This is a genomic window from Sphingomonas sp. 67-41 (assembly GCF_001899725.1).
Taxonomy (GTDB): domain Bacteria; phylum Pseudomonadota; class Alphaproteobacteria; order Sphingomonadales; family Sphingomonadaceae; genus Sphingomonas; species Sphingomonas leidyi.
The window spans coordinates 161,434-173,111 of record NZ_MKWJ01000004.1; the positions used below are offsets into that span (position 1 = coordinate 161,434).

General features: G+C 66.2%; 11 protein-coding genes, 1 tRNA gene and 1 pseudogene. 6 read left to right on the forward strand and 7 right to left on the reverse strand.

From position 1 onward, the window contains the following. Positions 1-364: 364 nt before the first annotated feature. Positions 365-441: transfer RNA gene (locus BGP17_RS02465), tRNA-Arg, on the reverse strand. A 59-nt stretch (positions 442-500) separates the two neighbouring features. On the opposite strand from BGP17_RS02465, the gene BGP17_RS02470 reads away from it, so the two are divergent. The 3 genes and pseudogenes from BGP17_RS02470 to BGP17_RS02480 all read left to right on the forward strand — a co-directional run bounded on the left by BGP17_RS02470 (position 501) and on the right by BGP17_RS02480 (position 3,622). Further along, a complete protein-coding gene (locus tag BGP17_RS02470) occupies positions 501-1,250 on the forward strand; it encodes a queuosine precursor transporter (RefSeq protein ID WP_167299188.1) in 750 nt (249 codons plus the stop codon). Between the two features lie 53 nt (positions 1,251-1,303). Further along, positions 1,304-2,134 (forward strand): annotated as a pseudogene (locus BGP17_RS02475) (alpha/beta fold hydrolase). 144 nt (positions 2,135-2,278) lie between these two features. Then, a complete protein-coding gene (locus BGP17_RS02480) occupies positions 2,279-3,622 on the forward strand; it encodes a methyl-accepting chemotaxis protein (protein ID WP_286710897.1) in 1,344 nt (447 codons plus the stop codon). An 18-nt stretch (positions 3,623-3,640) separates the two neighbouring features. On the opposite strand, the gene purQ is transcribed toward BGP17_RS02480, so the two are convergent. Continuing rightward, a complete protein-coding gene (gene purQ / locus BGP17_RS02485) occupies positions 3,641-4,306 on the reverse strand; it encodes a phosphoribosylformylglycinamidine synthase subunit PurQ (RefSeq protein ID WP_167299185.1) in 666 nt (221 codons plus the stop codon). Next, positions 4,303-4,533: a phosphoribosylformylglycinamidine synthase subunit PurS gene (gene purS, locus BGP17_RS02490; RefSeq protein ID WP_286710898.1), complete on the reverse strand. Its 231-nt coding sequence runs from the start codon at positions 4,531-4,533 to the stop codon at positions 4,303-4,305. The genes purQ and purS overlap by 4 nt, the downstream gene beginning before the upstream one ends. An 88-nt stretch (positions 4,534-4,621) precedes the next feature. Here purS and BGP17_RS02495 point away from each other — a divergent pair, with 88 nt between their 5' ends. Further along, complete coding sequence (locus tag BGP17_RS02495; protein ID WP_286710899.1) at positions 4,622-4,870, forward strand: hypothetical protein; 249 nt, start codon at positions 4,622-4,624, stop codon at positions 4,868-4,870. A gap of 6 nt (positions 4,871-4,876) precedes the next feature. Here BGP17_RS02495 and purC read toward each other — a convergent pair whose 3' ends face one another. The 3 genes from purC to BGP17_RS02510 all read right to left on the reverse strand — a co-directional run bounded on the left by purC (position 4,877) and on the right by BGP17_RS02510 (position 7,255). Next, positions 4,877-5,656: a phosphoribosylaminoimidazolesuccinocarboxamide synthase gene (gene purC, locus BGP17_RS02500; RefSeq protein WP_167299183.1), complete on the reverse strand. Its 780-nt coding sequence runs from the start codon at positions 5,654-5,656 to the stop codon at positions 4,877-4,879. Between the two features lie 164 nt (positions 5,657-5,820). After that, entirely contained in the window at positions 5,821-6,762 is a 942-nt protein-coding gene (locus BGP17_RS02505; protein WP_167299182.1) for a hypothetical protein, read from the reverse strand. Between the two features lie 172 nt (positions 6,763-6,934). Beyond that, entirely contained in the window at positions 6,935-7,255 is a 321-nt protein-coding gene (locus tag BGP17_RS02510; protein ID WP_286710900.1) for a UrcA family protein, read from the reverse strand. Between the two features lie 116 nt (positions 7,256-7,371). Here BGP17_RS02510 and BGP17_RS02515 point away from each other — a divergent pair, with 116 nt between their 5' ends. Continuing rightward, the gene (locus tag BGP17_RS02515; protein WP_286710901.1) at positions 7,372-8,298 is read left to right on the forward strand and encodes a LysR substrate-binding domain-containing protein; all 927 of its coding nucleotides are present in this window, start codon (positions 7,372-7,374) and stop codon (positions 8,296-8,298) included. A gap of 38 nt (positions 8,299-8,336) precedes the next feature. Here the strand turns inward: BGP17_RS02515 and BGP17_RS02520 are convergent, their stop codons facing one another. Further along, positions 8,337-8,966, reverse strand: a complete 630-nt coding sequence (locus BGP17_RS02520; protein WP_286710902.1) for an outer membrane protein — start codon at positions 8,964-8,966, stop codon at positions 8,337-8,339. 453 nt (positions 8,967-9,419) lie between these two features. Here BGP17_RS02520 and parC point away from each other — a divergent pair, with 453 nt between their 5' ends. Next, positions 9,420-11,660: a DNA topoisomerase IV subunit A gene (gene parC / locus BGP17_RS02525; RefSeq protein WP_286710903.1), complete on the forward strand. Its 2,241-nt coding sequence runs from the start codon at positions 9,420-9,422 to the stop codon at positions 11,658-11,660. The last annotated feature ends 18 nt before the right edge of the window (positions 11,661-11,678 follow it).

Consider the following 11,678-nt stretch of genomic DNA (forward strand, 5'->3'; position numbering starts at 1 on the left):
TGTGAAAGAAATATTTCGCACATCCGCGCGTTTCGTTAATTTGCTTCGGCATAGTCGAGGTTTATATTGAAATTATCCCGTGAACAGGGCGGTAATCTGGTAAACTTCTTTTCTTTTTGCGCTCGGGACGTGGTGGGCATGCGCGCAACGTCCGGTGCCTTTCCACGTCGTGCTGGTGCTGACGTGCACATGCTGCCTCAAGGGAGGAGACGCGGGATCGCGAATATCCGGACAAAGATTCTATGGGCGCGGGAATCCTGCGCTCGCGACGGGCTGGCACACTCGACTGGAGCGACATCGAACCCGCCAGGGTTCGCAAGCGCGAACGCGCCTCCGAGCTTATGCGAGGCCCCAAAGACAAGAATGGCGCGCCCGGCTGGATTCGAACCAGCGACCACGAGCTTAGAAGGCACGTGCTCTATCCAACTGAGCTACGGGCGCGCGTAGCGCTGCCCCTAGCGTGGATTGCGCGGCAGCGGAACCGGGATCATAGTCCTTGCATGAGCCAGGGGGACGCAAAGCCGGCGCAGATCGCCGCGAACGCGCTGCGGGGTGGGCATTTCCGCTATTACGACTTCGTGATGGCTGCCTTCGTCGCCATCATCCTGCTCTCCAACGTGCTCGGCGCGGGCAAGGTCTCGCAGGTCTGGCTGCCGCTCTACAATGGCTATTGGCCGTTCGGTGCGGGTATCCTGTTCTTCCCGATCTCCTATGTGATCGGCGATGTCCTGACCGAGGTCTATGGCTATGCCCGGGCCCGCCGCGTGATCTGGGCCGGCACCGCCGCGGTGCTGTTCATGGCGTTCATGTCCTGGGTGGTCGTGGCGCTGCCGCCGGCGCCGAGCTGGGGCAACCAGGCCGCGTACGAGACGATCTTCGGCCAGGTGCCGCGCATCGTCCTGGCCTCGGTCTGCGCCTTCTGGGCCGGCGAGTTCGTCAATTCCTATGTCCTCGCCCGGATGAAGATCCTGACCGACGGCAAGATGCTGTGGACCCGCACGATCGGCTCGACGATCGCCGGCGAGGGCGTCGACAGCCTGATCTTCTATCCGCTCGCCTTCCTGGGCGCGGAGGGGTGGACCGCCACGCTCGTCCTCCAGGTGCTCTTCACGCAATGGGCGCTCAAGGTGGCATGGGAAGTGATATTGACGCCGGTCACCTATCTCGTCGTCGGTTTCCTCAAGCGCCGCGAGGGCGTGGACGTGTTCGACAAGGGGACCGATTTCACTCCGTTCGCAATGCGGGTGTGAGGCGTGCGGGATTGCGGACATCTTCACTGCAACGATCTCCGGGGAGACAGGGCATGACTGCGACGACGGAAGAGACTTTCGGCAGCACCGGGCACGTCAACATCTTCTTCCGCTCCTGGCTGCCCGAGGGCGCCGCGCGGGCCGTGGTCGTCATCTGCCATGGCTTCAATGCGCATAGCGGCCAATATGCCTGGGTCGCCGAGCGGCTGGCCGAGCGCGGTTTCGCCGTTTACGCTCCTGACCTGCGCGGGCGCGGGCGTTCGGGCGGCGAGCGCTTCTACGTCGAGGATATTGCCGACTATGTCCACGACCTTGGCGGCGCGATCGCGATCGCCAAGTAGCGCCACCCCGGGCTCAAGACGTTTCTGCTCGGCCACAGCGCGGGCGGGGTAACCGGCGCCACCTATGCGCTCGACAACCAGGCGGAACTCGCCGGCTTCATCTGCGAGAGCTTCGCCTTTCAGGTGCCGGCGCCGGGCTTCCTGATCACCGCGATCAAGGGGCTCGCGCACATCGCGCCCCATCTCGGCGTGCTCAAGCTCAAGAACGAGGACTTCTCGCGGGATCCGGCCGCGGTGGCCGCGCTCAATGCCGACCCCTATATCAAGGACGAAACGCAGCCCGCCGCCACCGTCGCCGCGCTGGCCCGCGCCGACGAGCGGCTACACGACAGCTTTCCCGCGATCACGATCCCGCTGCTCATCCTCCATGGTACCGACGACCATGCGACCGTCTGCCATGGCAGCGCGTTCTTCCACGAGACCGCCGGATCCGGCGACAAGACGCTGAAGATCTACCAAGGCCATTATCATGACCTGCTCGCCGATCTCGGCAGGGAGGGCGTGATGGGCGATATCCTCGACTGGATCGAGGCGCGCGTATAGGGGCGAATTTACGGAAGTTACGCATTTGTGGCTAATATTGTAGATTATTGTTACGTATATTTGCCGAAACGACCGGTTCGGCGCGGGAACTCTCTATAGCGAGGAAGCGGCAACCATATTGTTGCCTCCGCTGAGAGATTTGCCATGCACTGGTTCGTCGCCAACGCGCCCATTCGCAAGAAGCTGCTCGTGTCGTTCGGTTCCATGGTGGGGCTTGTCGGGCTCTCGCCCCTGGCGCTGCTGCTCGCGCCCAGGCTTGCACTCGCCACCGGCGTGCTCGCTACCCTGGTCGCCGCGGTGCTGGCCGTCTGGTATCGCCACGCGATTGCCACGCCCTATGTGACGACCGTGGTGCGCATGGAGGCGCTGGCGGCCGGCGATCTCGCCAGCCCGATCCAGTTCACCGACTATCGGGACTGTGTCGGCCGGCTGACCAAGGCGATGTTCTCGTTCCGCGACACCGCCGCCGCACAGATCCAGCAGAACGAGCAAGCCGAGCATCACGGCGAAATCGTGCGGGGCATGACCGTCAATCTCGAGCGGCTGGCCGAGGGGGACCTGACCGCCGACATCGTCGAGGAATATCCCGCCACCTATGCGAAGCTGCGCGACAATTTCAACGCCGCGCTCGCCTCGCTGCGCAACTTGCTTGGCGCCGTGGGCGAGAGCAGTGCCGCGATCCGCACCGGATCGGGCGAGATCGCCCAGGCGTCGGAAGATCTTGCGCGTCGCACCGAAGCGAATGCCGCCAGCCTCGAGCAGACCTCGGCCGCGATCACGCAGATGGATCAGCGCCTGAAGGCGACCGCCGCCGCGGCGAGCCGCACCGTGGCGCGCGCCGACGGTGCCACGACGACCGTTTCGGGCGGCCGCGAAGTGGTCGATCAGGCGGTGCAGGCGATGAACCGGGTCAACGACAGCGCCAAGGGAATCGACTCCGTGATCGAGGGGCTCGACAAGATCGCCTTCCAGACGCGCGTGCTCGCGATGAATGCGGCGGTCGAGGCCGGCCGCGCGGGCGAGGCGGGCAGGGGCTTCGCCGTCGTCGCGGATCTCGTCTCGGCGCTGGCCATGCGGGCCGAGGAAGAGGCGGGCCGTGCGCGCGAACAACTCACCGCGACTCAGGTGGACATCCTTGCCGCGGTGGAGATGGTCGAGAAGGTGGATGGCGCGCTGGCGAACATCGCCGAGGATGTGGGCGACGTGCACACGCTGCTCAACCAGATGGCCGAGGACAACCAGGCCCAATCGATCGCGATCGGCGAGATCAGCACCGCGATCGGTGTAATGGATCAGTCGACCCAGCAGAATGCCGCGATGGTCGAAGAGACTTCGGCGGCGGCGCGCAACCTCACCGTGGAGATCGCCACGCTTGCCGAGCAGGCCGGGCGTTTCCGGGTGGCGGGCAGCGGTCGTCCGCTGTCTTTCCCGGCCCCGGGGCTCGCAGCGTCGTCACGCGGCGAACAGGCGGCTTCCGCGCTGCACTGAGCCGGGGCGGTGTGCGGCCTACGCCACCGCCTCGAGCAGGCCCTCGAACAGGCGGCGGCCATCGGTGCCGCCATGCGCGGCTTCGATGCGGCGCTCGGGGTGGGGCATCATGCCGAGCACATTGCCGGCCTTGTTGAGCACACCGGCGATGTTGCGGGCCGAGCCGTTGATATCGGCGGCGTAGCGGAAGGCGACACGGCCTTCGCCTTCGATCCGGTCGAGCGTCTCCGCGTCGGCAAAGTAGTTGCCGTCATGATGCGCCACGGGGATCGTGATCGCTTCGCCCGAGCGATAGGCCGAGGTGAAGATCGACTGCGAATTGTCGACCGTCAGCGGCACGTCGCGGCACACGAAGTTGAGGCCGGAGTTGCGCATCAGGGCGCCGGGCAGCAGCCCGGTCTCGGTCAGCACCTGGAAACCGTTGCAGATGCCGATCACCGGCATGCCCTTGTCCGCCGCCTCGACCACGGCCCGCACCACCGGCGATCGCGCCGCGATCGCGCCGCAGCGCAGATAATCGCCGTACGAGAAGCCGCCGGGAAGGGCGATCAGGCCCAGGCCCTGGGGCAGTTCGCTGTCGCCGTGCCAGACCATGTGGGGCTTAGTCCCCGTCACCGCCTCCAGCGCGACTGCGATGTCGCGATCGCAGTTGGAGCCCGGAAAGACGATGACCGCGGTCTTCACAGCTTTTCCACCCGGTAGTTTTCGATGACGGTGTTGGCGAGCAGCTTGCGGCACATCTCGTCGACTGCAGCGTCGCTGGTCGAATCGGCGAGCTCGAGCTCGAAGAGCTTGCCGGCGCGGACGTCCTCCACGCCCTCGAACCCGAGGCCGCCCAAGGCATGCTGGATGGCCTTGCCCTGGGGATCGAGCACGCCGTTCTTCAAGGTGACGATGATGCGGAGCTTCATGGGCAGGGCCTATGGCGCCCCCGGCGCCTCGCTGCAAGGCTGGAGTTCAGCCATTGGGCGATCTGGCAGGCAATGCTAGGCATCCCGGATGTCGAGAACGCGCCGCGTCGCCTTGTCGCTGGTTTCCGGGCTGGCGGCGGCGGCCTATTGGGTGGCCCTGGGCTTCCACGTCCTGGCCCTGCAATATTGCCACGGGCCCGATTGCGCGATCGGTGCGTCCGCGCGAACCACGCAGGCGAACGAGACGCTGGCCATTGGCGGTGCGTTGTTCCTGCTTGTCGCTGCAGGCCCGCTGTTGGTCGCGATGCGCCGTGCCGGGCGGCGCCGGCGACCCTGACCGGGATTACTTGCCGCGGCGCTTCCGGTGGCTCTCCAGGTCCAGCACGGCCGAATCCTCGCCCTCCGGGAACAGGCCGAGCCGGCGCGCGACTTCCTGATAGGCCTCGACTTCGCCGCCCAGGTCGCGCCGGAAGCGGTCCTTGTCGAGCTTCTCGCCGGTGGCCATGTCCCACAGGCGGCAGCCGTCCGGGCTGATCTCGTCGGCCAGGATGATGCGGCTATAGTCGTTGTCCCAGATCCGGCCGAACTCGAGCTTGAAGTCGACCAGGCGGATGCCGATGCCGGCGAAGAGCCCCGACAGGAAGTCGTTCACGCGGATGGCCATGTCGGCCATGTCGTGCAGCTCTTCCTGGCTCGCCCAGCCGAAGCAGAGGATGTGCTCGTCGGTGACCATCGGGTCGCCCAGCGCATCGTCCTTGTAGTAATATTCGACGATCGTGCGGGGCAGCGGCGTGCCCTCCTCGATCCCGAGCTTCTTCGAAAGCGAGCCGGCGACGACGTTGCGCACCACCACTTCGATCGGCACGATCTCGACCTGGCGGATCAGCTGCTCGCGCATGTTGAGGCGGCGGATGAAGTGCGTCGGGATGCCGATGCCGGCGAGCAGCGTGAAGACGTGCTCGGAAATCCGGTTGTTGAGCACGCCCTTGCCGTTGATCGTGCCCTTTTTCTGGGCATTGAAGGCAGTCGCGTCATCCTTGAAATACTGGATCAGCGTGCCGGGTTCGGGACCCTCGTAGAGGATCTTAGCCTTGCCTTCGTAGATCTGCCGGCGGCGTGCCATCGGGTGCTCGTTCCCCTGGAAAGTCATTGCCCCGGCGGCGCGGGGAATCCGCTGGCCTGCCGGGGCGAGAGGTGGCGCTATACCCAAAGGGGGGGAGGGGTGCAATCATGCATCCTCGCGCGCGGATGCCAATCCGCCACTTTGCCACCCGCGGGCGCGCGGGGTCAGTGCGTATGCTCCTCGGCGTCGTCGCGGGAGAACCAGCGCTGGATGAGGTTGCGATTGTCGCTGCGGCCGCGATTGTCCCGGCCGTCATGGCTCCCCTCATGGCCATCGTCATAGCCATCGTCGTGACGCGGCTCGACATCGGGACCCACGGCGCGGCCATGGATGATCCATCGCAGGACCAGCACCACGGCCAGCATCAGCAGGCACCACGGCCCGACGCTGGCGAGCAGCTGGACGAGCTGGGCGACCGAATTCTCGAGCGTCTGGCCCGCAGTGCGGAAATTGGCTTCGGACGACCCCAGGCCACTCAGCGCGCTGCTCGATTCATAGGTGAACAGCATCGGCGCGTTGGCCAGCGTCTGGCCCTGGCTCGCCTCCACCTCGGCGATCAGCGCGAGTGCGTTCTGCAGACGAGCGGCCCGGGCCTGGCCATCCGGCGTCGTGCTGGCGCGCGCATTCTGGAGCTGGTCCTGCAGCCGCTTCACCACGGCGATGCTGCGGGCCGAGGCAGTGGCATCGGTGCCGCTGATCTCGGTATCGGTGAGCACGCCATAGGCAGTCGCCACATTCGCCGTGACGGCATCGCCGAACCGGCGCGCGATCGACGGGTCGATGCGGATGGTGAGCACCGCGCGCGTATGATTGCCGTCATCCACGCGATACCGCATCGCGAGGATGCGGCAACGCGCCGGCCCCATCCGGTCGCAGGCATCGGCGTTGGACTGGAGGACGCCCTTCACCTTGGCGGCGGGCAGGCGATAGGCATAGCGATAGTCGAAGCCGGTGCCGGTCGAGGCGAAGGCTTCGGCATTGGCTGCCGACCCGAATTCGGAACCGCCCTTGCCGTCCGCAGGCGGTCGATTGAGATCGTCGCATCCCGCGAGCAGCCCACATCCCGCGAGCAGCGCAAGCGCCGCCAATGCCCAAACGACTCGCATGGGTTCCTCCCTGTTCCTTGCCCAAGGAGTAACCATATTTTGTGACGGGCCCAACCCGAATGGGCCGCGCCGCGCATCCCTTTTCGGGATATGGGTTTGCGCTATCAGCAATGCTTATGGTTGGCGGGCGGCGTTGCAGGCCGCCCGCCGCTTCGCGGTTCCGAGGGATCGATCAGGGAACGGCGGAGATCCGGACCACGCCACCGCGCTGCGCCAGCGCGTGCCGGCGCGCCGCCGCGATCTGCTCGCGGGCATATGCCTGGCAGCGGAGCGCATCGGGCGCCGGAGTCAGATAGCCAGGCCGATCGGCCGGGCAGATCTGGTCGAGCGCGCGGGCGAGGCGCCGGTCGAGTGCCTGGCGACCCGCGGCGCGCGACAGGTCGAGATCGGCATAGGAGACGCGAACGCTCGCATCGCCGCGCTGGGCCTGGGCGATCACCGGCACGGCGGCCGGGGAGAGGATCAGCAGGAGCGGGATCAGGGTCTTCATCATGGCTTGGTTCCCTTGGATGTCGCGCCATGTCCGGCACCCTGTCCATTTGCGCCCGAACACGTCGGCGGGCCAACAAATCATTGGCTAAATACCATAAGCTGTGCTTGTATATTGTGATGCGCCGTCTTCCTCCGCTCGCTGCCGTCCGCGTGTTCGAAGCCGCTTCCCGGCACGGCAATTTCACGCGCGCCGCAGAGGAGCTGGGAATGACCCAGGCGGCGGTGAGCTACCAGATGAAGCTGCTCGAAGAGCGGTTGGGCGCCCCGCTGTTCGCCCGCAGCGGGCGCGGCATCGTGCTCACCGATCTGGGGCGGCGGATCGCGCCGCAGGTCACGGGCGCGTTCGACGCGATGGGAGAGGCCTTCGCCGCGGTCCATGCCGAGACGGAAAGCGTCATCAGCATCACCGCGCCGCGCACCCTTGCCACCAACTGGCTGGCGAGCCGGCTGGGCTCGTTCCAGCTCGCGCGCCCGGACCTTGCAGTGCGCCTTCATGTCGGCGACGAGATGATCGATCTGCTGGCGGGCGAGGCTGACGTCGCGCTGCGCGGCGCGCCGGGCCCGCTGCCTGGGCATAGCTGCCATTTCCTGATGCGGATGCCGATCACGCCGCTCGCCAATCCTGCCTTCCTCGCCGAGCATCCGCCGATCCGCACGCCGAAGGACCTGCTCGAACTGCCGCGACTCACCTATCGCGACGATTGGTGGGACTTGTGGTTCGCGGCGGCGCTGGGCGAGGCGCCAGACACCAGCCAGGCGGCGGGCATCCGCTTCGATTCGCAAATCCTGGACGGCAATGCGGCGATCGCCGGACACGGCGTCGCGATCCTCAGCCCGCCGATGTGGCAGGCCGCACTCGATTCGGGGCAACTCGTCCAGCCGCTTCCCCAGGTCGCGCAATATCGCAATGCGTTCTGGCTGATGTATGCCGAAGGCAAGCGCAACCAGCCCAAGGTCCGCGCCTTTCGCGACTGGCTGCTGGAGGAGATCCGCACGTCGCTGCGCGACGATCCCTGGGGCGCTCTGGTGCCGCCGGAGCGTTGAAATCGGGGGACGGGGCGCGCCCCGTCCCCCGCATGCGCTCAGAAGCGCACGCCGATGCCGGTCAGCAGCTGATGGCGATCGTTCTTGATGTTTCCGACGTCCCCATATCGGGTGTAGCGATATTCCGCCTTGGCATAGACGTTCGAGGTGAGCTTCTGCTCGAGACCGGCGCCGAGCCGCAACCCGTTGGACTTCTTGTCGCCATAGTCCTTGCCCGCGCTGGAGCGCGCGCCATAGCTCTGGTCCGCCCAGCCGACCTTGCCGTAGAGCAGCGTGCTCGGGCTGAACGCGTAGCCGATGCGTCCGGAGACATCGATGTCGCGCCCGGCACTCATCGCGTAGGTGTTCGTGTCGCGGGGCGGGAAGGGGCCGAGCTTGGTGTTGCCGGCGACCATCCAGCCGATGCCGGCCTCGACGCCGATCGTGACGCGCTTGCCGACGGCGACGTCATAACCGATCGCGCCGCCGGCGCGCATGCCGGTCAGTTCCTTGCCGAAAAAGGCATCGTCGCCGCTCTGGTCGAGGCCGATCGTGGCTTCGACCCGCGGGCCCGCAAAGGCCTGGGCGGGAGCCCGTCCGGTTTCCCGGTCTTCGGTTTCCTGAGCAAAGGCAGTCTGCGCGCCGCCGAGGCAAGTCACGGCGGCGAGAATCAGGAATGAGTTACGCATGATCTTACTTTCGTTCGAATTCCCCTGTGTTTCGGAGACGGAACGGTTTCGAAGAACCCGTATTTATCCCTCAAAAAAATTGCCTCCGCTGCCTGTATTCCTGGGATATTCTTGCGAAGCGTCGATTTATGGCAAGATATTGGCAAGTGTACGGCGAATATCGGATGGTTATCGTCAGAATTATGTGCATAACTTGGGTGCGAGCGTGAGATTGCTCCGGCGCGCGCGCGATGCAGGGCCTCTGGAAAAGCTGCCCATGTTCTGCTTTAGTTCCGGAATGGCCCTCCCTTTCGAAAATCATCGCGCGCGCCGGCCGTCCCTGGGGCGCGCCGCAACCGGATGGTTGCGCATCGGAATGCGAAACCAGGCGGTTGAATGTCGCCTCGGCGAATGCACGCGATTGGATCGTCCGGCTTGGCGCTTTGCTTCGGCTGCTGCTATCCGGGTGCGGCAATGAGCCTCGATACCGAACTCCAAGACCCCGGCACGCCTTCCGACGTTCCCTTCGACAGCGCGCTTTCCGAGCGCTACCTCGTCTACGCGCTCTCGACGATCACCGCGCGCTCGCTGCCCGACGTTCGGGACGGGCTTAAGCCGGTGCACCGCCGCCTGCTCTGGGCGATGCGGCTGCTGCGGCTGGATCCGGCAAGCGGCTACAAGAAATGCGCCCGCGTCGTCGGCGACGTGATCGGCAAATACCACCCGCATGGCGACCAGTCGGTCTATGACGCGATGGTCCGCCTCGCCCAGACCTTTGCCCTCCGATATCCGCTGGTCGACGGCCAGGGCAATTTCGGCAATATCGACGGCGATAACGCGGCCGCCTATCGCTATACCGAGGCGCGGCTCACGCAGGTCGCCATCGACCTGATGGACGGGCTCGACGAGAATGCCGTCGATTTCCGTCCCACCTATAATGGCGAGGACGAGGAGCCCGAGCTCTTCCCGGGGCTGTTCCCCAACCTGCTTGCCAATGGCGCCGCCGGCATCGCGGTGGGCATGGCGACGAGCATCCCGCCGCACAACGCCGCCGAACTGATGCACGCCGCAGTGGCGCTGATCGACAATCCCCAGGCGAATGTGCTCGACTATGTGCAGGGCCCGGACCTGCCGACCGGCGGCATCATCGTCGACAGCCCGGCGGCGATCGCGGAGGCGTACAATACCGGCCGCGGCGGCTTCCGGGTCCGCGCCAAGATCGAGAAGGTGACCGAGAAGGGCGGGGGCTGGCACCTCGTCGTTTCCGAGATCCCGTACGGCGTCCAGAAGGGCAAGCTGATCGAGGGGATCGCCGAGCTCATCAACGAGAAGAAGCTGCCGATCCTGGCGGACGTGCGCGACGAGAGCGCGGACGATATCCGCATCGTGCTCGAGCCGCGCAGCCGCACCGTGGTGGCCGAGGACCTGATCAACAGCCTCTATCGCCTCTCCGACCTGGAGACGCGCGTGCCGCTCAACCTGAACGTGCTCGACAAGCATCGCACGCCGCGGGTGATGAGCCTGCAGGAAGCGCTGCTCGCCTGGATCGAGCATCAGTTCGTGGTGCTGCGCCGCAAGTCCGAGCACCGGGTGGCGAAGATCGCCGACCGGCTGGAACTGGTCGGCGGCTATATCGTCGCCTTCCTCAACCTCGACCGGGTGATCGAGATCATCCGTACCGAGGACGAGCCCAAGCCGGTGATGATCGCCGAATTCCAGCTCACCGATCGCCAGGCCGAGGCGATCCTCAACATGCGGCTGCGCTCGCTGCGCAAGCTCGAGGAGATGGAACTCAAGCGCGAGCAGGAGGCCCTGGAGAAGGAGAAGGCCGAGCTGGAGCTGCTGCTCTCGTCCGATGCGCGTCAGCGGACCCGGATGAAGCGCGACCTGGCGAAGATGATCGAGCGCTACGGATCGGACACCCCGCTCGGCAAGCGCCGCACCCTGGTGGAGGAAGCGGCGCCGGCGCGCGAGATTCCGCTGGAGGCGATGATCGAGCGCGAGCCGATCACCGTGATCCTCTCGGCGCGCGGCTGGATCCGCGCGATGAAGGGGCATGTCGAGGACCTGTCGGGCGAGGCGTTGAAGTTCAAGGAAGGCGACGCCGCCTATCTCGCCTTCCACGCCCAGACGACCGACAAGCTGCTCCTCGCCGCCGACAATGGCCGTTTCTACACGCTGGCGGCGGACAAGCTGCCCGGCGGACGCGGCTTTGGCGAGCCGGTGCGGTTGATGATCGACCTGGAGGGCGAGCGGAACATCGTCGCCCTGCTGCCGGCGAGTTCGGCGGCCAGGCTGCTGGTCGCGGCAGACGACGGGCGCGGCTTCGTGGTGAAGGCCGAGGACGTGGTCGCCGAGACCCGCAAGGGCAAGCAGGTAGTGACGCCGCGGGCCGGCGCGCATCTGAAGCTGGTCAGGCCGGTCGGCACCGAGGACGATGCGGTGGCCGTGGTGGGCGACAATCGCAAGCTGCTCGTCTTCCCGCTCGGCGAAGTCGCCGAGCTGGCGCGCGGGCAGGGCGTGCAGCTGCAGCGCTACCGTGACGGCGGCCTGAGCGACGTGCGGACGTTCCGGATGGCCGAGGGGTTGAGCTGGGCGATGGGCGGCGAGAGCGGCCGGACGCGCACCGAAACCGACCTCTCGCCCTGGCGGGCGGCGCGGGGCGCGGCGGGACGGATGGCACCCAACGGTTTTCCGCGCGACAATCGTTTCTGATCTCGTTCTAATCGCTGT